General features: G+C 62.9%; 22 protein-coding genes. 3 read left to right on the top strand and 19 right to left on the bottom strand.

Going from position 1 to position 22,131, the window contains the following annotated elements; genetic code table 11:
* Positions 1-347 precede the first annotated feature (347 nt).
* From ACTQ1Z_RS08080 to prmC, 18 genes are all read right to left on the bottom strand, one after another.
* The gene (locus tag ACTQ1Z_RS08080; protein ID WP_441860121.1) at positions 348-1,757 is read right to left on the bottom strand and encodes a phosphoglucomutase/phosphomannomutase family protein; all 1,410 of its coding nucleotides are present in this window, start codon (positions 1,755-1,757) and stop codon (positions 348-350) included.
* Between the two features lie 103 nt (positions 1,758-1,860).
* Positions 1,861-2,748 (bottom strand): UTP--glucose-1-phosphate uridylyltransferase, encoded by an 888-nt coding sequence (locus tag ACTQ1Z_RS08075; RefSeq protein ID WP_320680184.1) that lies wholly within the window; start codon positions 2,746-2,748, stop codon positions 1,861-1,863.
* Positions 2,749-2,969: 221 nt separating this feature from the next.
* A complete protein-coding gene (locus tag ACTQ1Z_RS08070) occupies positions 2,970-3,389 on the bottom strand; it encodes a metal-dependent transcriptional regulator (protein ID WP_441860119.1) in 420 nt (139 codons plus the stop codon).
* A gap of 71 nt (positions 3,390-3,460) precedes the next feature.
* Positions 3,461-3,661 carry a hypothetical protein gene (locus tag ACTQ1Z_RS08065; RefSeq protein WP_320680188.1) on the bottom strand — a complete coding sequence of 67 codons (201 nt, stop codon included), beginning with the start codon at positions 3,659-3,661 and terminating at the stop codon, positions 3,461-3,463.
* Between the two features lie 3 nt (positions 3,662-3,664).
* Positions 3,665-4,945, bottom strand: coding sequence for a UDP-N-acetylglucosamine 1-carboxyvinyltransferase (murA, locus tag ACTQ1Z_RS08060; protein ID WP_320680189.1), 1,281 nt, complete (start codon positions 4,943-4,945; stop codon positions 3,665-3,667).
* 112 nt (positions 4,946-5,057) lie between these two features.
* Positions 5,058-5,489 (bottom strand): ATP synthase F1 subunit epsilon, encoded by a 432-nt coding sequence (gene atpC, locus ACTQ1Z_RS08055; protein ID WP_293815988.1) that lies wholly within the window; start codon positions 5,487-5,489, stop codon positions 5,058-5,060.
* A gap of 11 nt (positions 5,490-5,500) precedes the next feature.
* Positions 5,501-6,982 carry a F0F1 ATP synthase subunit beta gene (atpD, locus tag ACTQ1Z_RS08050; protein WP_320680190.1) on the bottom strand — a complete coding sequence of 494 codons (1,482 nt, stop codon included), beginning with the start codon at positions 6,980-6,982 and terminating at the stop codon, positions 5,501-5,503.
* Positions 6,982-7,896, bottom strand: coding sequence for an ATP synthase F1 subunit gamma (gene atpG, locus ACTQ1Z_RS08045; protein WP_320680191.1), 915 nt, complete (start codon positions 7,894-7,896; stop codon positions 6,982-6,984). The genes atpD and atpG overlap by 1 nt, the downstream gene beginning before the upstream one ends.
* Before the next feature lie 11 nt (positions 7,897-7,907).
* The gene (atpA, locus tag ACTQ1Z_RS08040) at positions 7,908-9,545 is read right to left on the bottom strand and encodes a F0F1 ATP synthase subunit alpha (protein ID WP_441860115.1); all 1,638 of its coding nucleotides are present in this window, start codon (positions 9,543-9,545) and stop codon (positions 7,908-7,910) included.
* Complete coding sequence (locus ACTQ1Z_RS08035) at positions 9,545-10,024, bottom strand: F0F1 ATP synthase subunit delta (protein WP_441860113.1); 480 nt, start codon at positions 10,022-10,024, stop codon at positions 9,545-9,547. Before ACTQ1Z_RS08035 ends, atpA begins: the two co-directional genes overlap by 1 nt.
* Positions 10,008-10,610 carry a F0F1 ATP synthase subunit B gene (gene atpF, locus ACTQ1Z_RS08030; RefSeq protein WP_320680196.1) on the bottom strand — a complete coding sequence of 201 codons (603 nt, stop codon included), beginning with the start codon at positions 10,608-10,610 and terminating at the stop codon, positions 10,008-10,010. Before atpF ends, ACTQ1Z_RS08035 begins: the two co-directional genes overlap by 17 nt.
* Positions 10,611-10,647: 37 nt before the next feature.
* Entirely contained in the window at positions 10,648-10,839 is a 192-nt protein-coding gene (locus ACTQ1Z_RS08025; RefSeq protein WP_320680197.1) for an ATP synthase F0 subunit C, read from the bottom strand.
* A gap of 191 nt (positions 10,840-11,030) precedes the next feature.
* The gene (gene atpB / locus ACTQ1Z_RS08020) at positions 11,031-11,831 is read right to left on the bottom strand and encodes a F0F1 ATP synthase subunit A (RefSeq protein WP_320680198.1); all 801 of its coding nucleotides are present in this window, start codon (positions 11,829-11,831) and stop codon (positions 11,031-11,033) included.
* 481 nt (positions 11,832-12,312) lie between these two features.
* Positions 12,313-12,570 carry a hypothetical protein gene (locus ACTQ1Z_RS08015; RefSeq protein ID WP_320680199.1) on the bottom strand — a complete coding sequence of 86 codons (258 nt, stop codon included), beginning with the start codon at positions 12,568-12,570 and terminating at the stop codon, positions 12,313-12,315.
* Positions 12,571-12,605: 35 nt separating this feature from the next.
* Positions 12,606-13,274: a uracil phosphoribosyltransferase gene (gene upp, locus ACTQ1Z_RS08010; protein WP_441860110.1), complete on the bottom strand. Its 669-nt coding sequence runs from the start codon at positions 13,272-13,274 to the stop codon at positions 12,606-12,608.
* Positions 13,274-13,714, bottom strand: a complete 441-nt coding sequence (gene rpiB / locus ACTQ1Z_RS08005; protein WP_293815692.1) for a ribose 5-phosphate isomerase B — start codon at positions 13,712-13,714, stop codon at positions 13,274-13,276. Before rpiB ends, upp begins: the two co-directional genes overlap by 1 nt.
* A gap of 226 nt (positions 13,715-13,940) precedes the next feature.
* Entirely contained in the window at positions 13,941-15,467 is a 1,527-nt protein-coding gene (gene glpK, locus ACTQ1Z_RS08000; protein WP_441860123.1) for a glycerol kinase GlpK, read from the bottom strand.
* Positions 15,468-15,665: 198 nt separating this feature from the next.
* Positions 15,666-17,219 carry a peptide chain release factor N(5)-glutamine methyltransferase gene (prmC, locus tag ACTQ1Z_RS07995; protein WP_441860108.1) on the bottom strand — a complete coding sequence of 518 codons (1,554 nt, stop codon included), beginning with the start codon at positions 17,217-17,219 and terminating at the stop codon, positions 15,666-15,668.
* 198 nt (positions 17,220-17,417) lie between these two features.
* Here prmC and ACTQ1Z_RS07990 point away from each other — a divergent pair, with 198 nt between their 5' ends.
* Both ACTQ1Z_RS07990 and ACTQ1Z_RS07985 read left to right on the top strand, forming a co-directional pair.
* Positions 17,418-18,425, top strand: a complete 1,008-nt coding sequence (locus tag ACTQ1Z_RS07990; RefSeq protein ID WP_441860106.1) for a YARHG domain-containing protein — start codon at positions 17,418-17,420, stop codon at positions 18,423-18,425.
* 22 nt (positions 18,426-18,447) lie between these two features.
* Positions 18,448-19,251: an N-acetylmuramoyl-L-alanine amidase gene (locus ACTQ1Z_RS07985; protein ID WP_441860104.1), complete on the top strand. Its 804-nt coding sequence runs from the start codon at positions 18,448-18,450 to the stop codon at positions 19,249-19,251.
* 244 nt (positions 19,252-19,495) lie between these two features.
* Here the strand turns inward: ACTQ1Z_RS07985 and prfA are convergent, their stop codons facing one another.
* Entirely contained in the window at positions 19,496-20,563 is a 1,068-nt protein-coding gene (gene prfA, locus ACTQ1Z_RS07980; protein WP_293815699.1) for a peptide chain release factor 1, read from the bottom strand.
* Positions 20,564-20,974: 411 nt separating this feature from the next.
* Here prfA and ACTQ1Z_RS07975 point away from each other — a divergent pair, with 411 nt between their 5' ends.
* Positions 20,975-22,111, top strand: coding sequence for an Mbeg1-like protein (locus tag ACTQ1Z_RS07975; protein ID WP_441860102.1), 1,137 nt, complete (start codon positions 20,975-20,977; stop codon positions 22,109-22,111).
* The last annotated feature ends 20 nt before the right edge of the window (positions 22,112-22,131 follow it).

Genomic DNA, 22,131 nt, shown 5'->3' with positions numbered 1-22,131 from the left:
CGCCGCCTCCGCCCGTCCCGTGGGACCCGCCGGCCGCGGCGCAGGGATGAAATATACGCGCCCCCGGGGCCGCCCGCAAGGGGGCGGGGGCGTCTCCACGGGACGCACACAAATCGGGAGGGCGCGGGGCGGCGGGAGGGGCGGGGGCGGCGCACGGCAGATCCGGTCTGCCGCCCTGTTTCCCCTGGTAAGGGGTCGATAACGAGTCGTTTCTCATCTCATTGCCATGAGACTCAGCAACCCACTCCTTCCGCCACCACGCAGTGCGGATAGAGAAGCGGGACATCGGCACATCCGATGCCCCGCTTCTCGCAGCATATTTTGTTGCCCCACTTAGTACGGGGGCCTTACTCCTTGCCCAACTCAAGCGGCTCAAGCGCTAGCGCCGCCCCAGTGTCCAAGAGAGCGTCACGATCGGCTTTGGTAGGCGCCTCTGCGCACACAAGCGCGGTGGGCGAAGAAGCGCTCGGCCGAACGAGCACCCATGCGTCGCCTTCGAGCTCCACTCGAAGACTTCCCGCGGAGTGCGAAACGGAAACGGCCTTCATCCCCGCCATTTCCGCTGGATTCAGTCCGGGGAGGTAGTTTCTCAGCATCTGGATGGCTCCTGCGCCCATGCGAACCTCGCGGCGTCCGTAGTACATTCGCCCGAGCTCCTCATCGAGAGCATCAGAAATCACGGAGAGCGGCCTGCCATCGCGGGCAATGCAATCTGCCAGAACGGCAGCCGCAGCGAGAGCATCGCGCTCGAGCCCAAGTGCGGGTATCCCGACCCCGCCCAGGGCATCACCCGCACACACGACGTTGCCGGCGAGCATCTCCTCGCGCATCCACATATAGCCGGCTGGGGTAACCGTCAACTGAAGGCCGAGACGCACCGCCTGCCTTCGCACGACAGATGAGACGAAAATCGGAACTACCATGCGCCCCGTAATCCCACACTCTCGCACGAGGTAGCCCATTATGAGAGCAAGCATTTTATGGGGCGTGACATATCGTCCGAGTTCATCAATGAGCGCTATGCGCTCGCCCGCACCGTCTATTGCAACGCCCCACGCGGCACCCTGGTCGCCAACCACCTGTTCGCACTCGTCAATCCACGGTTCCGCGGCGTCAGGATGGAGGCCGCCGAAATCCTCCTCGTCATCCGCATGAATCTCGATGACACGCGCACCGAGCGAACCCAGAAGACGGGCGGCATGCCCGCACATAGAACCGTACATCGGGTCACACACGACGAGAGGGGCTTGCGCGGCAATGGCGTCACCGTCGATAAAGTCCGAGGTACGCTCAAGATAGCGCGTCATAAGGTCAACAGACTCGGCTTCGCCTCGCGCCGAGGGTAGCTCTGGCACGACATGGCTCTCGAGAACATCCGTGTCGCCGGACGTGGCAGGCGATCCGTCTGCCATACAGACGCGAATCCCAAAGTAGTCTGCAGGCTTATTCCCTGCCGTAAGCATGATTCCGCCAATGGCCTTGGAGTCCAGCCTCACAGCCTCGGCGAGCACACACGAGGGACAGCAGGCGTCTGAGACATAGCACGTAATACCGTGTCCGGCGACAACCTCAGCCATTTCGGGCGCGAGCGAACGAGACAAAGGCCGTGAATCAAAGCCAACGTAGACGCGAGCATCGGGATTCAGCTCATGGGCAAGCTCGCCAACAGCATCCGCGATGCGCAGCGCGTCCTCGTATGGATCTCCGTCACCAACGCGCGCTTCCCACGCATCGCCAGTGAAGTTAATGACGTTCATAGCCGTATATCCTCCAAGATGACGGCAGGACAGTAAGCGACCCCACGGGCGCAAAGCCGCGCGGGGTCGCATCGATACGCGTGCGGCACAAGGGCCTGGACAGCTAGCAGATGAGATCCGCCGCTGCGCCAAGGGCCTCGAGGAACTCCGCACGAGTCGAGTGATCCTCAAGCGCGGCGCGAGCGGCAACACCAGCCCAGGCAGCCGGGGTCCCCGTGTCACGGCCCTCATCAACATCGACCACGATGGCGTACATCTCCTCTTCGTCGAGAAGGCGGAGCATGGCGTCAGTGAGCTGAACCTCGCCACCGGCGCCGGGGCCCTGCGTCGCAAGAAGCTCCATTACGCGGGGAGAAAGCAGATAGCGACCCACAATGAAGAGATGGCTGGGAGCATCCTCGGGAGCAGGCTTCTCGACCATATTGCCCACGAGCCAGACGGCACCCGGGGCCTCGGGGTCACCACCGGAAACGCACTTCCCCCCGATAATGCCGTAACGCGAGACCTCGTCAGCCGGAACGACGCCCACCGCGATAACCGAGGCGCCGCCATGGGCATCAGAGACCTCCTTCATGCGACGACACATCTCGTGATCGGGCACGAAATAGTCGCCCAGAAGAATCAGGAAAGGATCGCCGTCCATGGCGGGCGCAGCCTGCAACACCGCGTGACCGAGGCCCAAGGGCTCATCCTGATAGACAAAAGATACAGGCAGCGAAGCAGCGTGCTCGACATCTGCCGCAAGGTCTTCCTTGCCACGCGAACGCAGGAGCTCTTCTAGCTCTCCATTCTTGGCAAAGTGCTCTTCAATGGCGGGCTTATCGTGAGAGTTGACGATGACAACGCCGTCAACCCCTTCAACCGCAAGGGCCTCCTCAACGACATGCTGAATCACAGGCAGGCCCTGAACGGGCAGGAGCTCCTTGGGAACCGCCTTGGTGGCAGGAAGAAAGCGAGTGCCAAGACCAGCGGCAGGGATGATTGCCTTCACGATGCTCCATTCTCCGACGCGCAACCCACACGCGCGGGACCGACGCCACGCGCGCAACGGTCCATGATCTGGTGTGTGGGATGGTACCGCCGCCACGCTGCGGTTGGGCGGTCTTCATACAAAGAGCGGGGTGCGTTCGGCAGACGTGAACGCATCCCGCTCATACGGTTCTAATTTGGGCGTCCGCACACGCCGGCCTCACACAACCGCCAGACAGCTGTCTATTCGCTATCGATGGCAACGCCCTGACGCTCTAGATAATCCATGAAACGCCGAGTCGTGTCCTCGGATAGGGCGTGTTCCATGAGACACGCCTCTTCGTCCGCAACGTCCTCCTCCACGCCCAGCTCGTGATTTAGGAAGCTCCTAAGCATGCGATGGCGACGCCAAACGCGCGCGGCATACTCGCGGCCCTCTTCCGTCAGCTCGACACGGCCATAGCGAGTCTGCTCGACGAAACCGCCTTCCTTTAGAGCGGAGAGCGCCTTGTTCACGCTTGCCTTCGAGACGTCAAGTCGTTCAGAAACGTCGACCGAGCGAACGGCATTGTCGCCAGGATGCTCAAGCAGAACGCAATAGATTGCCTCGAGATAGTCCTCACCGGCGTTCGAAAGCTTATGCCCCTCGTTCTTAGCCCTCATGCCAATACCTCCAGCTTTTGAAACGCCCCCTGTAAGCCACGGCAGAACGTACGGCTTACTATGCATACAGATTATTTTACCGAGGATCCACCCGCGACAACGATGCCGCATATGACGGCAAGAACCACCCCAAGGGTAACCGCCACCACGATGATCGCGCGTCTCCTGGACGTGCGACGAACCATGCGCTCGTGGTAAGAGGACCCCGAAGTCGTGCGATCGAAGTCGTAGAAGCCAGTCTTGCCCGGATCCCATTCAGAGTGCGCGGGCATGCGTTAGTCCTCGATCTCGACGTCAGGAACCGTATCGCGCCACACCTTCGCGCCGAGCGCGCCAAGCTTGTCTACGAAGTGCTCATAGCCGCGCTCGATGTGATGGATGGCCGAAACCGTGGTCTCCCCCTCCGCCACAAGACCGGCGAGCACCAGCGCCGCCCCGCCGCGCAGATCAGGGGACTCAACCTGAGCTCCGGAAAGGCCCTCGACGCCGCGGACGATGGCATGATGGCCCTCTACGCGGATATCGGCTCCCATGCGGGCAATCTCGCCGGCGAACATGAAACGATTCTCGAAGATATTCTCGGTGATGACGCACTGGCCATCCGAAAGAGCGAGCATGGCCATGGTCTGAGCCTGCATATCCGTAGGGAAGCCAGGGAACGGCAGCGTCTGGATGTCCACCGCCTTAAGGCGCGTGTCCGCGGAGGCAATGACGCCATCCTCCTCGCGCTCGATGTGCATGCCCATGGCTTCGTACTTCTTGAGAACGAGACCGAGGTGCTCGGGCTTGAAGCCGGTAACGTGAATGGGGCCGCCGGTCATGCCCGCAGCGGCAATGAAGGTACCGGCCTCGATACGATCGCCCACGACGGCATGCGTGACGGGATGGAGCGCAGCGACGCCCTCGATCTGAATGACGGGGGTACCCGCGCCGGTGATCTTCGCGCCCATCTCGTTAAGCATGTTGGCGAGATCGACAATCTCAGGCTCACGAGCAGCGTTGTCGATAATCGTGGTACCGCTCGCGTGAACGGAGGCCATGATCAGGTTCTCCGTCGCGCCAACACTCGCGAATTCAAGGGTGACGTTGGCACCAACGATGCCATTGGGCGCACTGGCATGCATGTTGCCGTGAGTCGTCTCAAAATGCACGCCAAGCGCCTCAAGGCCAAGGATATGCATGTCGATCTTGCGAGCTCCGAGGTTGCATCCGCCAGGCATGGCGATAACGGCCTTGCCAAAGCGAGCCAGGAGCGGACCCATAACGGCCGTCGAGGCACGCATCTTGACGACGAGCTCGTACGGCGCCTCCCACTTGTCCACGTTCGTGGTATCGATGACGAGCGTGTGCTCATCCAGAACGTCTATCTTGGCACCGAGACGCTTGAGGACCTTACCCATGACATGGACATCGGAGATGTTGGGGACATTCGTGAGCGTGTTCACGCCCGGAGCCATGATGGTCGCCGCCATGAGCTTGAGCGCCGAGTTCTTAGCGCCCTCGACCCTGACCTCACCGGTAATGGGATGCCCACCCTCAACCTTGATGACGTCCATGTTCCTCCTCCGTTGGCCTTCTATGACAAGATGGGCGCCCGCACGCGGACGCCCATCGGGTTACATCCATTGCCTAATTGTAATCGAGTCAAGCCTCAAGGATGCCAATTGGCTAATGCTTAAGCTTGCCAGCCTTCTCTGCCTGGGCGAGAAGCTGATTGCACCAAGCAATCTTATTCTCGTAGTAGGCGCGCTGGTGGTCGTCCTCAGGGAGGGCGTCCCTCGACTCTTCGGCAGCCTTACGAGTGGCCAGAACGACATTCGGCTCGATGTCATCCTCACGACGAGCGTGATCGGCGATAACGACGACGGTGTTCTTGTGCACCTCGGCATAACCGCCAGAAACCACGACACGACGCACGCCACCGCCATCCTCCGGCAGAAGGTTCATGCGAACCACGCCGTTGCCCAGAGCGCAAATCTCTGAAGCATGGCCAGGGAGGATGCCGAGCTCGCCCGTGTACGTTGCGAGCACAACCGAGGCAACCTTACCCTCGAAGATCTGCTTGTCAGGCCTCACAAACTTGCAGGTTAGGTAGCCCATCAGATCCGCCCCTACTCAGCCGCGTTCTCGGCAGCAGCCATCTTGGCGGCGCGATCGCGCACGTCCTCGATGGTGCTGGCGTAACGGAAGGCCTGCTCGGGGATGTCGTCGCACTCGCCGTCGACGATAGCGGCGAAGGAGCGAACGGTGTCCTCGATGTGGCAGTACACGCCCGGGTTGCCCGTGAACTTCTCGGCGACGTGGAAGGACTGCGAGAGGAACTGCTGGATCTTACGCGCGCGGTCAACGACCAGGCGCTGCTCCTCAGAGAGCTCGTCCATACCAAGAATCGCGATGATGTCCTGAAGGTCGGTGTACTCCTGCAGGGTCTCCTGGACGGCAGTCGCCACGCGATAGTGCTCGTCGCCGACGACGCTGGGGTCGAGGGCGTCAGACGAGCTCGCCAGCGGGTCGACTGCCGGGTAGATGCCGAGGGAGGCGATGCTACGCGACAGAACCGTCGTGGCGTCGAGGTGCGTGAACGTCGTGGCAGGAGCCGGGTCGGTGAGGTCGTCGGCGGGGACGTAGACGGCCTGGACCGAGGTGATCGAGCCTTCCTTGGTCGACGTGATTCGCTCCTGCAGGTCGCCCATCTCGGTGGCCAGCGTGGGCTGGTAACCAACGGCGGACGGCATGCGGCCGAGAAGTGCGGAGACCTCAGAGCCTGCCTGGGAGAAGCGGAAGATGTTGTCGATGAACAGAAGGACGTCCTGGCCCTGGTCACGGAAGTACTCAGCCGTGGTGAGGCCAGCGAGGCCGACACGCAGACGTGCTCCAGGCGGCTCGTTCATCTGACCGTAGACGAGACAGGTCTTGTTGATGACGCCAGACTCGCTCATCTCAAGGTACAGGTCAGTGCCCTCACGGGTGCGCTCGCCGACGCCGGTGAACACCGAGGTGCCGCCGTGCTCCTGGGCGAGGTTGTTGATGAGCTCCTGAATCAGAACCGTCTTGCCGACGCCTGCGCCGCCGAACAGACCGGTCTTACCACCACGAACATAGGGCTCGAGAAGGTCGATGGCCTTGATGCCGGTCTCGAAAATCTCGGTCTGGGTGGTGATGTCCTCGAACTGCGGAGCAGGACGGTGAATCGGGTAAAGCTGCATGTTTTCCGGCATGGGCATGCCGTCAACAGGCTTACCAGCGACGTTCCAGACGCGGCCAAGGGTCTGAGGACCGACGGGCATCATCATCGGGGCACCCGTGTCGTGAACACGGAGACCGCGCTGAAGGCCGTCGGTGGAGGCCATGGCGACGCAACGAACGATGTTACCCGGAAGCAGGCTCTCGACCTCAAGCGTGAGGTTGATGGCGCCAATCGGGGTCTCGCCCTTGACGGTAAGGGCGTTATAGATCGCGGGGACGTCGTCGTCGAACTTAACGTCGACGATGGAGCCCACGATGCTGATGATGGTGCCGTCTCCGACACTACGGTGCTTGATATCGAGGGCCGCCTCCTCGAGCACCGACCTCTTCTCAGTGGTTTCTGACATTACTTGTCCTCCAATGCGGCCGCGCCGCCGATGATCTCGTTGAGCTCAGTGGTGATGGAGCCCTGCCTCACACGGTTGTACGTGCGGCTGAGGTCATTGACGACCTCTTCCGCGTTCTCCGTCGCGGAGTGCATCGCGCGACGACGCGCGCCGTGCTCCGCCGCAGCCGAATCAAGCATTGCATGGAAGATCACGGTGCGGACATAGGCCGGGATAAGGTAACCGAGAACCTCGGATGCAGACGGGTCAAAGTCGAACTCGGTGCGATAGTCGTGCTCGACCGTCGTCAGAGCCTCGCGGTTGCGCGGCTCGTTGGGCAACTTGAACACATCCGGGTCAATCGGGAGAAGCTGCTCGCTAACAAGCACCTGCTCGAAGCGGTTCTTCGCATGCCAGTAGTTCAGTTCCACGCGGTCAATGGTGCCCTTTGCATAGGCATCCATGGCGTACGTGGCAATCTGGTCCGCCTGGTCCATCGTGGGCTCGGAGGAGGTACCGACGAAACTAATCACCGGGTCCATTCCACGATGCGCGAAGAAGTCGGTCGGCTTACGGCCACTCGTAATCAGCTGGCTCGTGACACCCTTCGCCTTGAGTCGGCCCATCTTGCGAAGGACCTCGCGCTCGGGCTGGATGTTGAAACCACCGGCAAGACCACGATCGGACGCGATAAGGATGAAGAGAACGTTCTTCTCCGTACCATGCCTCTCGAGCAGCGGCTGCTCACCCTTGACGCCAGCGCCCACGACAGCGGCCAGCATACGACTGATCGCGTCCTTGTACGGCTCAGCCTCCTCGGCGCGGTCGAGTGCCTTGCGGATCTTCGCCGTGGAAACCATCTCCATCGTGCGCGTGATCTGCATGGTCGCCTTGACCGAGGAGATGCGCCTCTGAATTTCACGAAGATTCGACATGAGCTGGTGCCCTACGCCTTCTTCTGGTTGGTGTCAGCGGACTGCGCCTCGAGCTCCCTAGCCGCAAGCATCTCCTTGGTGGGGTGCTGGAGCAGGAACTTCTTCTTGAAGCTGGCGATGTGCTCCTTGAGACGCTCGGACGTATTGTCCGAGATCTTGCTCGTGCGAACCTCGCTTCGGACAGCCTGGTGGCGCTCCCGCATATAGGCAGCGAGACCATCACGGAAGGGGCAAATCTGGTCGATGTCAAGATCGTCCAGGAAGCCTTCCTTGCCAGCGAATAGAACGATGATCTGGTCAGCGACATCGAGAGCGGAGTAGCGCTTCTGCTTGAGGAGCTCGGTCATGCGTGCACCGTGCGAAAGCTGATAGCGCGTCGAGGCGTCGAGGTCAGAGCCAAACTGGGCGAACGCCTGCTTCTCAGCGTAGCTGGCAAGGTCCAGACGGAGGGTGCCGGCGACCTGCTTCATGGCCTTAATCTGCGCGGCGCCGCCAACTCGGGACACGGAAATGCCCACGTCAACAGCCGGGCGCTGACCCTGGAAGAACAGGTTGGACTGCAGGTAAATCTGACCGTCGGTAATCGAAATCACGTTCGTCGGGATGTAGGCGGAAACGTCGCCCTCCTGCGTCTCGATGATCGGGAGAGCCGTGAGCGAACCGGCGCCGTTGGCGTCAGACAGCTTACAGGCGCGCTCGAGAAGACGAGAGTGCAGGTAGAAGATGTCACCCGGGTAGGCCTCGCGTCCGGGCGGACGGTGCAGCGTAAGCGACATCTGACGATAAGCGACGGCCTGCTTGGAGAGGTCATCGTAGATGACGAGGGCGTGGCCACCGGGGTGCTCGGCGTCAGCGGGGTTACCATTGGCGTCGTTGTACATGAAGTACTCACCGATAGCGGCACCGGCCATGGGCGCGATGTACTGCATCGGGGCGGAATCCGCAGCGGTAGCAGCAACGATGATCGTCTTGTTGAGAACGCCGTGAGCTTCAAGCGTGCCCTTGATGGCGGCAACGGTGGACGCCTTCTGACCAATGGCGACATAGACGCAGATCATGTCAGTGTCAGCCTGGTTGATGATGGCGTCGATCGCGATGGCGGTCTTACCCGTCTTACGGTCGCCGATGATGAGCTCTCGCTGGCCACGGCCGATAGGAACCATGGCGTCGACAGCGAGGAGGCCGGTCTGAACCGGCTCGCACACCGGCTGGCGCTCCATGATGCCAGGAGCCTTTAACTCGATCGGACGACGGTGCGTCGTGCTGATGGGACCTTTGCCGTCAATGGGCTGGCCAAGCGGGTTAACGACTCGACCGAGCATTGCGTGACCAACGGGGATATCCATGACACGGCCCGTGGTGCGGACCTCGTCGCCCTCCTTGATGGCGTCGACATCACCAAAGAGAACGGCGCCGACCTCTTCCTTGTCGAGGTTCTGAGCAAGACCGTAGACGGACTTGCCAGAGACGGAGCTCGTGAACTGGAGAAGCTCGCCAGCCATCGCGGACTTGAGGCCCGCGACGTGAGCGATACCGTCGCCCACCTCGGTAACGACAGACGCCTCCTGCTCGTCAACCGAGGCGTTGATCTGCGCAAGGTTTTCGCGCAGTGTGCGCAGAATCACCTCGGAGCTGATCTGGTCTGCCATTAATCATCACTTCCAATAGAGGTCGAGGTAAGCGTCTTGCGAATGTTGGCAAGCTGGGCCTTGACAGAAGCATCAAAGCGCTTGCCGTGAGCCTCAAGAATGATGCCGCCAATGATGGACGGCTCAACGCGCTCGACCAGGTAAATCGGAGCATCGAGCTCCTTCTCGGCCTTCGCACGAACCTTGGCGCGAAGATCATCGTCCATGGGGACGGCGGTCGTCACCGTGACGGAGACGGTCTCATCCTCGGACTCGAGAAGCTCGTTATAGGCACGCTCGACGTCGCTGACAAGATCGAGGTCGTCCTCGTTGCGCATCGCAGAGAGGGTCTCGAGAACCTCGAAGGAGAACTTCATCGCGTGCTTCCACTGGACGAGGTCCTTGTTGGCCCTTCCCTCCTGACGTGCGGCTTCGACGAGGGCGCGAGCGTACTTCTCAGACTTCTCGGACCTCGCGTTATCGTTAGGCGTCGCTGTCATGTCCGCCGCCCACTTCCACGAGATACTTCTCGGCCAGCTTGCGCTGATCGCTGTCGCTGAGGCTGTTGCCGATGATCTTTCCGGCAATCTCAACAGAGAGATCGATGACGGAATCAGAGAGCTCAGCCAGAGCCTTGCGGCGCTCAGAGCTAACGGCGTCGCGAGCCTTGGCAACCGTAGCCGCGGCCTCTTCCTGAGCCTTGGCGAGGATGCGGGCACGCTCAGCCTCGGCCTGGGCCTTGGCCTCGGCGATGATCTCATCGACCTCGTCCTGGGCGTTGGCGATCTGAGCCTGATACTCCTGGTGCTCCTTGACAGCACTGGCCTTCTCGGCCGCGGCGGCATCAAGGTCGCCCTGGATCTTCTGCTGACGCTGATCCATCATGCCCAGGACGGACGGCCAGACGAACTTGGCCGCGACGACCCAGATAATGAGGAAAGCGATAAGGGCAGGAATGAACTCCGCCATCTTGGGAAGCAGAATCTCCGGACCGCTCGGCGCCTCCGCGAAAGCGGGCGTCGGGATAAGAACGGCGAGAGCGGTGATTACGCCGACGAGCCCGCGCCTCTTCGTGTTGCTGTTCATACTCTTGCCTCCACTTAGCGTACTCGGCGTCGGCTGATTAGGAAATCAGCGTAACGACGAAGCCGATAAGGGCGAGGGCCTCGATGAACGCGGAACCCAGAATGAAGATCGTGAAGAGACGACCCTCAGCTTCAGGCTGGCGAGCAATAGCGCGGGTAGCTCCGAAAGCCGTAAGGCCGATGCCAAAAGCGGCGCCAATAACACAGAGACCGTAACCGATGGTTCCCACGATTCCTCCTTTGTTTGTCGCCCGCTCCTTTGCGGACGATCTCGTGAGCTAATTCATACGAAGCAGGTTTTTACCTGCCAGGTACCAGATTTACCGATGAATCGGCTTTGATTGGGGTGCCGGTCATGCCGGCGTTGGTTAGGATTTGCCGGCACAGCCGGCAGCGCCATTAGTACATGGCAGGCAAGCTATTAGTGCTCCTGCTCGACCTGCTGAATGTAAACGGCGGAAAGAAGGGTGAAGACATAGGCCTGAATGACACCGACCAGAATCTCCACGACATAGATGCCAATAAGGAGCAGAACCCAGAAGATCGACGCGCCGGCATTGCCAAGGGCAACGACCGAGAAGCCGTTCAGAAGCGGCTCAACGAACAGAGATGCGAGAATGGCGAACACGCCCATGACGATGTGGCCCGCAAACATGTTGCAGAACAGACGAATGGCAAGCGTGATTGGGCGCAGGAAGTTCGAGAAGCACTCGATGCAGGCAACAAGAAGGTTGATCGGGCACGGAACGCCCTTGGGCGAGAGGCTCTTGATGTAGCCAAGGACGCCCATACGCTTGCAGCCAAGGACAACGAAGTAAACGAACGAGCAAACCGCGATGGCAGCCGTTACGCCGATGGTGCCCGTGCCGGGGTGGCAGCCAGGAATCATGCCGACGATCGAGTTGGCAAGAATGAAGAAGAACATGGTGCAGAGGAACGGGAAGTGCTTCCTCCACGTTTCACCGCAAATGCCCTTTACGACGTCATCGCGAATGTACTGAACTACGAACTCGACGCCGTTCACGAAGGTGCCCTGCGGCACGAGGCTCTCGGACTGCTTCTTCTTGAAGACAAAGAGGACAACGAGCAGCAACGTTAGGGCGACGAACAGCCAGAAGGTATAGGTCGTCAGGCCCACTGTCATGTTGCCGAAAACGGAATGCGACATAAATCCATCGAGGAGCTCGTCGATCTCCTCAGGAAGCGCATCAAGTGGAGACATGCATCATCCTTTCGCTAGCCCCGGAGGAATCGTAGCCAAAGACCACGATTCCGCCCGGAGGTTTGCTCCGCACAGGTTTTAGTGATTATGCCCCCTAGTGGCTTTATAACACGACTTGTCACGACATTTCTCCTCAATGTTGCAGATTGCCGCTTGCCGAAAGAATGGGCCGTCCGGCCTTTTTCTTTTTTCCGAATCGGCATGGTAGCACTTTCAGATTAGAGTGGTGCAACTTTTTTACACCTCTTTTATCAGGGGATATCCGATAATTTGTAAAGTACATCCACGCTATTTTCGGACCAATTTAAGCAGATGTTCTCGCCTACATGATCATTTGAATTCTGCTATAGGAACGGCCCCCTCGAGCCAGATGCTCGAGGGGGCCGTATTTGACAAAAACGTTTTACCCGCGTCTCTGGAGAGCCTAAGGGGAACCAACCGCGCCCCAAGAACCCATGGGGAATTACCCACGTCCAGGAACCTAAGGCAAGAAACGCCTCGTCTTAAGCACGGACACCGTCGAAATGACGAGCAACTCCGCAACGGCAATAGACGAGCAGCCCACCAGGGAGTCGGGCCAGAGACGGCTCGCCGCGCCTATCCCAAGCGTGAGAATCGCAAAAGACGCCATCACGCCAATCACGCATTGGGCACCGATGTTTCTGTTCGACGGTCCCGTTCCCCGCCTGACCATGCGCGCCAGTGGAATGACGATGGGAATCACGCCCAGCAGTCCCATGGCGACACCGCCTATGAAGGCACTCGGCGTCATGTCTACAGCGTGCCGAAGATGCGGTCACCCGCATCGCCGAGGCCCGGCAGGATATACGCGTGGTCGTTCAGCTCGCGATCAAGCGCGCACGCATAGAGGCGAACGCCAGGATCCGCCTCGAGCACCGCACGAACGCCCTCCGGAGCCGCCACGAGCACGAGCAGGCGGACGTCTGAGACGCCCGAGCGCCTCAGGTAGTCGATTGCGGCGATGGCGGAGCCACCGGTCGCGAGCATCGGGTCCACGACGAGGCACGTGCGCTTGTCGACGTCCTCGGGCAGCTTACAGTAGTACTCGTGCGGTTCGTGGGTCTCTGGGTCGCGGTACATGCCGATGTGGCCCACGCGAGCGGCGGGAACGAGGTCGAGAATGCCGTCGACCATGCCGAGGCCGGCGCGGAGGATGGGCACGACGGCGACCTTCTTGCCGGCGATCTTGTGGCAGGTGCAAGTCTCGAGCGGCGTGGTGACCTCCACCGGCTCGAGCGGGAAGTCGCGCGTGGCCTCATAGCCCTCGAACATCGCGAGCTCGCGGACGAGGTCGCGGAACTGCTTGGTGCCCGTGGACTCGTCACGCAGGATGGCGACCTTGTGCTGGACCATCGGGTGATCGACGACGGTCACGCGGGCGCGCTGCTCTGGCGTGAGCCCGATCGCGTCGAGCTGCGCCATTAGCGCTCGTCCTCGGCCATGATCTTGGCGACGCGGCCCTCGTGGCGGCCACCACCGAACTCGGTGGTCAGGAAGGTCTCGACGAACTGGCAGTTGTCCATCGGAGCGGTGAAGCGGCCGGAGAGGCACAGGACGTTGCAGTCGTTGTGCTCGCGGCAGAGCTCGGCGAACTTGTTGGTCTGGACGACGGTAGCGCGGACGCCAGGAACCTTGTCGGCGGTCATGGCCATGCCGATGCCGGTACCGCAGATGAGGATGCCGCGGTCAGCGGTGCCCTCGGAAACGCGGCGGGCAACCTTATCGGCAAAGTCGGGGTAGTCGACGCGGTCGGCGGTCTCGGGGCCAAGGTCCTCGACCTCGTGGCCAAGGCCGCGGACGAAATCGCAGATGACGTCCTTCTGGCAGAAGCCGGCGTGATCGGATGCAACGACGATGCGCATGTGAATCTCCTTTTGTCATCGGCGCGCCGCTACCGACGCGCTCCTCGCGCGGTGCGCGCGCTCATACTCGAAGAAGCGTACCACGCTGCGAGGAATTGAGGGCAGGCGGCGCGGATTAACAGGGCGCGATGAGGCGGACGCGACGACGGACGAACGGATACCTGGCAGGCCCAGCACGCCCGCACAGCACGGCGCAACCCGGCCTCGCGCGCGCCAGCCATAACGACTACGCCAGGGTTCGGCGAACGGCCTCGTGCCAACCGGCGAGAAGCTCCTCGCGGCGCTCCTCCGCCATCTCCGGCGTGAAGCGCGTCTCGTCCTCGAAAAGGCCTGTGAGCTCGTCCCTGTCGGCCCAGAAGCCCGACGCAAGGCCTGCGAGGAACGCGGCGCCGAGGGCGGTGCTCTCGGACGTCTGGCCACGCACCACGTCAATGCCGAGAAGATCTGCCTGGAACTGCATGATGAAGGGATTGTTGGCCGCTCCCCCGTCGACCTCAAGCGAGGTCAGGGCATGGCCGGAATCCGCCTCCATGGCCTTGAGAATGTCGTAGGTCTGATAGGCCATGGACTCGCACGCCGCGCGCACGAGGCGCGCCTTGTCCGTACCACGCGTGATGCCCGCTATGACGCCGCGAGCGTCGGACCTCCACCAGGGCGCGCCAAGGCCCGTAAACGCCGGCACGACGTAGCAGCCGTTCGTGTCCGGCACGGAGCGCGCGAGCGTGGCCGTCTCCTCCGCGCTATCGATGAGGCCCAGGCCGTCGCGCAGCCATTGGATGACGGAGCCAGCTTGAAACACCGAGCCCTCGAGCGCATAGTCGATGGCTCCTCCCTCGGCGATGCCGATGGTCGTGACAAGGCCGTTCTTGGAGGTCACGGCATCGCCACCGAGATTCATGAGCATGAAGCAGCCCGTGCCGTACGTGTTCTTGACGCTGCCAGGCTTAAAACAGCAGTGGCCAAAAAGCGACGCCTGCTGGTCCCCCGCGACACCGAGGATGCGCGGATGATGCGTCATGATGTCCGCGCTGACCTCGCCGAAGTCGCCGGACGAGGGGCGCGCCTCCGGCAGCATGGAGCGCGGCACGCCGAAGATCTCGCAGAGTTCGTCATCCCAGTCGAGCTTGTGGATGTCGAAGAGCATCGTGCGGCTTGCGTTCGTGAAGTCCGTCGCGTGGACCTTGCCGCGGGTGAGGTTGTAGATGAGCCACGTGTCGACCGTGCCGCACATGAGCTGGCCCGCCTCCGCCATCTCGCGGGCGCCGTCAACGTTGTCGAGGATCCAGGCAATTTTGGTCGCGGAGAAGTACGCGTCCGGCACGAGGCCGGTGCGTTCACGGATGAGCTCGCCGTGGCCCTCCGCGACGACCCTCTCAACGAGCGGTGCGGTGCGGCGGCACTGCCACACGACGGCGTCATAGATGGGCTGGCCGGTCTGGCGATCCCACACGATAACGGTCTCGCGCTGGTTTGTGATGCCGACCGCGTTGATGCGGTTCGAGTGGATTCCACTCTTGAACTGCACCTCGATCATACAGGCGACCTGCGCGGAGAGAATCTCGACCGGATCCTGCTCGACCCAGCCAGGATGTGGGTACTTCATGGTGAGCGGCCGCTGCGCCACAGCTATGCGGCGGCCAAACTCGTCAAAGAGGATCGCGCGAACGCTCGTCGTGCCGGCGTCGAGCGCCATGATGCAGCCATCGGAAGCCGGCGTTCCGCCCAGCCCCGCGGGGCTCACGGCCGAGCTCATAACGCTGTCCATGATGGTTGCCATGTCCGTCTCCTAACCGCCTCTGGCCGCTTATTGTCACCTTCCACAGCGTATGGGAATGTTCCCGCGCGCACCCGGACGCGTCGGCGGGAGGGCTGCCGACTTGCACGGAAGGCCTTCACTTTTTGGTGAGCGGTAATTCCGGCGAGCTCGACGGGAGCGATGGACGGGCGGGCGCTACGCCTGGGCGAGGGCCTCGATGACATCCGCCGGGATGGCACCCTGGCGCACGATGCGGGGTTCGGCGGAGGTCACGTCGACGATGGTCGATGCCTCGCCCGCGGGCGTGGGACCGGCCGCAAGCGTGAGGTCCGCCGCCTCAGCGATACGCCTCTCGATATCATCCGAAGCCGCCGGCGCCGGCATGCCATGCGTGTTAGCGCTCGTAACGGCAAGCGGGCCCACCTCGCGAGCAAGCGCGCGAACGAGGGGCGAGTCGGGCACGCGCAGGGCCACCGTGCCGTCCTCACGGCAAAACTCGGGCGGCACCGCCCCGCTCGCGCGAACCACGAGCGTAAGGGCACCGGGCCAGAGACGCTCCGCCAGATGACGCGCCCACGACGGAACATCCACCGCGAGGCGATCGAGCTCCTCTGGGTCTGCCACGAGCAGCGGGAGCGTCTGCGCAAGATCGCGGCGCTTGATGTCGAAGATGCGGCGATGGCCGGGGTTGCCGGGTATCGCGGCGGCACCGATGCCATAGACGGAGTCCGTCGGCATGACGACGACCCCGCCGGCGCGAAGTACGGAGGCAGCATCCTCAATTACCTCGGGCGAAGGCTCGCCCTGATCGCACGGTTCGATGCGGCCCTCCGGAAGGTGCTCAGGCTCAGCCATGGGAAGCTCCCCCTCGCGAACGGCGACGAGGAAACGGGGGCGGCCCGTAAGGTCATGGCGAACCTCGACGCTCTTCCAGCCGCCCTGGGCGCGCGCGAGATCCGCCGCCGCGCCGAGGCACTCCTCGTGAAGCTCGACGGCGAACATGCCGCCCGGCATGAGGGCGCGAGGCGCGAGGTCAAGCAAGCGGCGGTAAATATCGAGGCCGTCCACGCCGCCGGCAAGCGCGAGCTCGGGCTCGAAATCCGCAACCTCAGAAGGAAGTTGGCGCATCACCTCGTCCGGAATGTAGGGAGGATTCGAAACGAGGACGGCGAACGTGCCCATGAGTCCCTCGGACACGCCGGAGGCGAGGTCGCACTCCACGATGTCAACCGCATCTGTGAGGCCAAGGGCGTCGCGGTTCTTGCGCGCAAGGCCGGCGGCGACGGGCGAAATATCCGTCGCGGTGACGCGAGTACCCGGGCGTTCACTTGCGATGGCACAGCTCACGCACCCCGTTCCGCAGCCAACCTCGAGCACGCGGAGCTCGGGTGCCGCTGCCGCGGCGTCAATGCCCTCGAGGGCGGCGTCGACCAGAAGCTCGGTCTCCGGGCGGGGGATGAGGACACCGGGCGCGCAGGCGACCTCGATGAAGCGGAAGCTCGTCTTACCAGAGATGTACTGGAGCGGCTCCCCCTTGGCGCGGCGGGCGACGAACCCATGCATGAGATTAAGCTCGGCGGGATCGAGTGGCTCGTCATAGGACATGTAAAGGCCCGTGCGGTCCTTGCCCGTCGCGGCACTAAGCAACCACTCCGCGGAGAGGCGAGAGTGGTCATCCCCCTTGGACGCAAGGTAATCACGGGTCCACTCGAGGCAGCGCTTGATGGTCCAGACGTTCTCCTGGGGCATGGGTCCTCCCGATTCGTGACGCTCGGCCGGCATGTTGCCGCACCGCGCGGAGTTTGTCGCATCAATACTAACCGCAAGGAGGGCATGGCCTCGAAATCTGACAAGCAACGCACTCCATTTGCCAATGAGCTGAAAGCGGACGCACCCTGTCTCGAGCGCTAGACTGCACATAGCTAGACCACGATGCGAGGAGAGCCCATGTTTTGCACCCACTGCGGAGCCACGCTGCCCGAAGGTTCCCGTTTCTGCACCAGCTGTGGACAGCCCGTTGTCACCCCGGTTCCCCGGCAGGAAGCGGGCCCCTCGCAGACCGTCGTCGCGCCCGCAGGCGCGCAGCCCACGCCGATGAGCGCACAACCTACGACCTATCTCGACCAGGATCTCACCACGCCGGTCAGCCCAGAGCCCATCACGGAGCCCCTCTTCCCCGAGTGCGGTGCCGAGGGGCCCGCGCAGATGGCGTCGCAGCCCACGGTGGCCTACCCGCACTTCAACCAGGGCGGCACGCAGCATGCATACGATACCGGCGTGCAGCAGACGTATCAGGCTCCCGCGCAGCAGGCGTACGGGGCCGGTGCACAGCAGACGTATCAGGCTCCCGCGCAGCCCGTCTACCAAAGCGTTCCTCAGCAGCCCGCATATGACTACGGCCAGAACTCCGTCGGCCAGACACCGCAGAAGGGGATGAGCCGCGGAACGCTCGCCGCCATCATCGCCGCCATCGTCCTCGTCGCCGCGGCGGCAGCGGTCTTCATCGTCCTCGACCCGCTGGGCGTCATCGCCCCCAAGCACGAGGCCCCGGCGACAAGCGTCGCCGCAGGGAGCCAGCCTGCCGAGACCAAGCCCGCCGAGACGACCCCGGCAACCCAGCCAGCCGCCACCGACGCCGCGACCACGCAATCCGTAACGCCCGCGAGCGGCGACTATATCCTCCCGGACGTCCAGACGCGCGTCTACTCGACGGCAGAGCTCGAGCAGCTCAGCACGGACGAGCTCTGGTATGCACGCAACGAAATCTTCGCGCGCCACGGCCGCGGTTTCCGCAACCCGGAGCTCCAGAGCTACTTCAACAGCAAGCCCTGGTACACGAGAAACCCCATTGATCCCGACACGTTCGACTCAACCGTGACCCTAAGCGCGACCGAGCAGCAGAACGCTGATGCCATCAAGGCCATCGAGCAGGCCCGCGGCTCCAGCAACCTGTAAGCCAACCATGAGTCCACGTCACATGAGAGAGGACACGCCGGGCAGCACGCCCGCCGTCAACAGGCGCACGGCGATCGTCGCAGTCGCAGGAGTGGCAGTCGCATGCGCCGGCGGCCTCGTGGCGCTTAGAACCAGTCGCCCCCGCGAGGTCGAGCCCCTGGCATCTCCGTGCTTTCCCACCACGACGGAGAGCGAGGCGTTCGAGAAGTCCCAGGCCAAAAGCCCGGGGGCAACGGCATCGGAGCTCCTCGCCCTCCTCGACATCAGCCAGATCATGCACGAGGAACTCGACCACGGCCCCAAGCCCGTCGAGTACCAGAAGTACATCGTGCTCCACGACACCGAGGGCGACGGTGCACCCGAGGACATCATCAGCTACTGGGCAGGCAACGGCAATCTCGTCGCCGCCCAGTATGTGGTGGGCAAGGACGGCCACATCGCCCAGTGCGTGGGAATCGACCGCATCGCGCACCACGCCGGGTTTGGCGACGCCGGCCACAACGAGCTCTACGGCGTGGAGGACGAGAGTCGCGACGATAAGCGCGGGACCACCTCGATTGGATCGGCCTGCCCGGATTACGGCATGAACTCGTACTCCGTGGGCATCGAGATGGTACACGTGGGCGGCGAGGGCGACTACCCCGCCGAGCAGCTCGACGCACTCGACGGTCTCATCGCCTACATCGACGCCTATTTCGCAGAGGAGGGCCAGAGCGAGCCCAGCGCCATCATCGACCACAAGGCCTGGCGCACGGGCAACTCCGACACCTCGCCGGAGTTCGCGGCGTATCTCGCTAACTACCAGGACCATCGCAAGCACGCATAGGACGCCGAGCGTCGTGACGAGACAGCGCCGCGGAGGAGGGACCGCAGACGAGGCATCGCACGGCACACACGCGGCGTAGTCGCCGCGAACAGGCGCGCCGCGCAGGCAACGGCGCAGGCCGTGCACACGCGCCGCAACGTAAGGGACGGCAAAGCAAAAGGCCGGCAAGGGCACTCCCCTGCCGGCCTTCTCGTTTGAATGCAAGGCCCCGGATGGGGCGAGCCTAGCCCGAAATGGGCCCGCGCTACACCTGCTGGGCGAGCTTCTCCGCACGATCCGCGGCGGCAAGCGCCTCGATCACGGAGGAGAGGCCGTCGCCGAGCAGCACCGCGTTGTAGGTGCTGTTGAAGCCGATGCGGTGATCGGTCACGCGATCCTGCGGCTGGTTGTAGGTGCGGATCTTCTCGGAACGGTTGCCGTGGCCGATCTGGCTCTGACGCTCGGCGCCGAGCTCGGCCTGCTGCTTCTCGAGCTCCTGCTCGTACAGACGGGCGCGCAGCATCTGCATGCAGACCTCGCGGTTCTGGATCTGGGAGCGCTGGTCCTGCGACTGCACCACGGTGTTGGTGGGAAGGTGCGTGATACGCACGGCGGAGTAGGTGGTGTTGACGCACTGACCACCAGGGCCGGAGGCGCAATAGGTGTCGATGCGGAGCTCGGTGGGGTCGATCTGGATGTCGATCTCATCGGCCTCGGGGAGAACCGCGACGGTGGCCGTCGAGGTCTGGATGCGACCCTGGCTCTCGGTCTTCGGGATGCGCTGGACGCGGTGGACGCCACTCTCGTACTTCATGACGGAGTAGACCTTGTCACCCGTGACCTTGAACTCGATGGTCTTGAAGCCGCCGGAATCGGACGGGCTGCTGGAGAGGATCTCGGTCTTCCAGCCCTTGCTGGCAATGAAGCGCTCGTACATCTTGAAGAGGTCGCCGGCGAAGATGCCCGCCTCGTCGCCGCCCACGCCAGCGCGAATCTCGACGATGGTGTCCTTCTCGTCGTTCGGGTCGCCGGGGATGAGCATGAACTTGATGTCTTCCTCGAGCTGGGGAAGCTTCTCCTCGTTGGCAGAGATATCCTCCTGGAGCATCTCCTTCTCGTCCGCGTCGGAGGTGTCGCGCAGCATCTCCTTGGCAGCCTCGATATCATCGAGGGCGCCGAGGTACTCGCGGGCGGCGGCCACGAGGTCAGCCTGGCTGGCGTGCTCCTTGGCGAGGCGCGCGTACTCCTTCTGATCGGAGACGACCGACGGATCGGAGAGCTTCTTCTCGAGCTCCTGATAAGCCAGAATCAGCTTCTCAAGCTTGTCACGCATGTGAACTCCTTGGGTGGTTGGCGGCCGGGGCGAGGCCCGCGCAGTCGCAGAATCGACAGGGGTGAGGAGCCGCGGCGGCGAGCCGGCGGCATCATGGCAAGGTAGCTAGAGCTTGTCGCGCCTCAGATACATGGATCCCCTTTCGAATAAGCCCACGTATCATACCCCGAGACGGGCGCGGCGTGCACCGCTGAACCCCAGGTTGTGAAGGCGCGGCGCAGACGCGGGCACACGGCGGCGCGGGCGTGCGGCATGGTAGTTGTGAAGGCGCGGCGCAGACGTGGGCGCGGGCGGCGAGGCACACGGCGCGGCAGTTATGAAGGCGTGGCGCAGACGCCGGGCATCCTCCGCAAGGATGTCCGCGATTCTGGGCATCATGGGTGCATGGCAGACAAGAGCGAAGGGCGACGCATGGGCAACATCCTCGACTATCTCTCCTGGCGAGGAGACCTCACCTTTGATATCGATCCGTTCAACGAGGTAGACAGCCTCATTCTGTGCCAGCTCTCGTATCTTGACCTTTCTGACGTCGTGGACGAGGAGGGGCACGGCATCACCGTTCGCCAGGCCGCCAAGCGCTTCGCTGCCCTCCACGTGGAGGATGACGGCGCCCCCGGCGGCCTCGTCTCTCCCCTCACGCCTCTCGTCCTCGAGGCCATGGCGGCAAGCGAGCGCTTCGCCAACGCGCGTCTCTTCCACTATGCGGAGCACCTGGATGACGCGGTTGGCGAGCAGTTCGCCGCCATTAGCATGAAGCTGGGAGACGGCAGCACGTACGTCGCCTTCCGCGGCACGGATGACACGTTCGCCGGGTGGCGCGAGGACTTCGCCATGACCTACACCGTGGTAGGCGCCCAGACGCGCGCGCTCGAATACCTCGAGGCAACGCGCAAGTCGACTCGCGGCACCCTTCGCGTAGGCGGCCACTCCAAGGGCGCCAACCTGGCCGTTTATGCCGTGGCGATGTCTGGCTGGCGCACGCAGCGCCGCATCGCTGATGTCTGGGTGCACGACGGCCCCGGCTTTGACGAGAACACCGTGAACGGGGCCAAGCTCGAGGCGATCGCGCCCAAGGTGCACCGCTATGTGCCCGAGTTCTGCGTCGTGGGCCAGATCATGAGCCAGCCGTACCCATACGAGGTCGTCGCCTCGGCGACTTCGGGCGTCATGCAGCACAGCGGCATGAATTGGCAGGTCAAGGGCAATCGCTTCGAGCGTCGCGACGCGATTGACGCGCGGGCGCTTCGCTTTGGCGAGATCTTCTCAAACGCCATCAAGGATCACGACATGGACTTCCGCCGCAGGTTCACGAGCTGCTTCTTCGACGCGCTCGAGGCGGGCGGCAAGACGATGGGCGAGCTCTCCGAGGACGCGCCGGCGTCGTACCTGCGCGTGGCGCGTGCCTACTCCACAATCGACACAGACGTGCGCGACGCCGTGACGGAGGTCGTCGGCCTGCTTGTGGGCGAGGCCATCTCGAAGGGCATCGCTGACGCCGGCACCAGCGCGGCGGGCGTCGTCGCGAACCTGTTCAGCTCGAAGCGCTAGGCCAGCGGCTTCGCTGACAC

The organism is Parolsenella sp. LCP21S3_E11 (assembly GCF_052118165.1).
Taxonomy (GTDB): domain Bacteria; phylum Actinomycetota; class Coriobacteriia; order Coriobacteriales; family Atopobiaceae; genus Parolsenella.
This window is presented reverse-complemented; position numbering and strand designations above follow the sequence as displayed.

Excerpts from the sequence above, each read along its gene's own strand:
- ACTQ1Z_RS08080 (WP_441860121.1), bottom strand. The coding sequence starts at position 1,757 with ATGAACGTCATTAACTTCACTGGCGATGCGTGGGAAGCGCGCGTTGGT.
- ACTQ1Z_RS08070 (WP_441860119.1), bottom strand. The coding sequence starts at position 3,389 with ATGAGGGCTAAGAACGAGGGGCATAAGCTTTCGAACGCCGGTGAGGAC.
- ACTQ1Z_RS08065 (WP_320680188.1), bottom strand. The coding sequence starts at position 3,661 with ATGCCCGCGCACTCTGAATGGGATCCGGGCAAGACTGGCTTCTACGAC.
- murA (WP_320680189.1), bottom strand. The coding sequence starts at position 4,945 with ATGGACGTCATCAAGGTTGAGGGTGGGCATCCCATTACCGGTGAGGTC.
- atpC (WP_293815988.1), bottom strand. The coding sequence starts at position 5,489 with ATGGGCTACCTAACCTGCAAGTTTGTGAGGCCTGACAAGCAGATCTTC.
- atpD (WP_320680190.1), bottom strand. The coding sequence starts at position 6,982 with ATGTCAGAAACCACTGAGAAGAGGTCGGTGCTCGAGGAGGCGGCCCTC.
- atpG (WP_320680191.1), bottom strand. The coding sequence starts at position 7,896 with ATGTCGAATCTTCGTGAAATTCAGAGGCGCATCTCCTCGGTCAAGGCG.
- atpA (WP_441860115.1), bottom strand. The coding sequence starts at position 9,545 with ATGGCAGACCAGATCAGCTCCGAGGTGATTCTGCGCACACTGCGCGAA.
- ACTQ1Z_RS08035 (WP_441860113.1), bottom strand. The coding sequence starts at position 10,024 with ATGACAGCGACGCCTAACGATAACGCGAGGTCCGAGAAGTCTGAGAAG.
- atpF (WP_320680196.1), bottom strand. The coding sequence starts at position 10,610 with ATGAACAGCAACACGAAGAGGCGCGGGCTCGTCGGCGTAATCACCGCT.
- atpB (WP_320680198.1), bottom strand. The coding sequence starts at position 11,831 with ATGTCTCCACTTGATGCGCTTCCTGAGGAGATCGACGAGCTCCTCGAT.
- ACTQ1Z_RS08015 (WP_320680199.1), bottom strand. The coding sequence starts at position 12,570 with ATGGGACTGCTGGGCGTGATTCCCATCGTCATTCCACTGGCGCGCATG.
- upp (WP_441860110.1), bottom strand. The coding sequence starts at position 13,274 with ATGGCGCAGCTCGACGCGATCGGGCTCACGCCAGAGCAGCGCGCCCGC.
- rpiB (WP_293815692.1), bottom strand. The coding sequence starts at position 13,714 with ATGCGCATCGTCGTTGCATCCGATCACGCCGGCTTCTGCCAGAAGGAC.
- glpK (WP_441860123.1), bottom strand. The coding sequence starts at position 15,467 with ATGAGCTCGGCCGTGAGCCCCGCGGGGCTGGGCGGAACGCCGGCTTCC.
- prmC (WP_441860108.1), bottom strand. The coding sequence starts at position 17,219 with ATGCCCCAGGAGAACGTCTGGACCATCAAGCGCTGCCTCGAGTGGACC.
- ACTQ1Z_RS07990 (WP_441860106.1), top strand. The coding sequence starts at position 17,418 with ATGTTTTGCACCCACTGCGGAGCCACGCTGCCCGAAGGTTCCCGTTTC.
- ACTQ1Z_RS07985 (WP_441860104.1), top strand. The coding sequence starts at position 18,448 with ATGAGAGAGGACACGCCGGGCAGCACGCCCGCCGTCAACAGGCGCACG.
- prfA (WP_293815699.1), bottom strand. The coding sequence starts at position 20,563 with ATGCGTGACAAGCTTGAGAAGCTGATTCTGGCTTATCAGGAGCTCGAG.
- ACTQ1Z_RS07975 (WP_441860102.1), top strand. The coding sequence starts at position 20,975 with ATGGGCAACATCCTCGACTATCTCTCCTGGCGAGGAGACCTCACCTTT.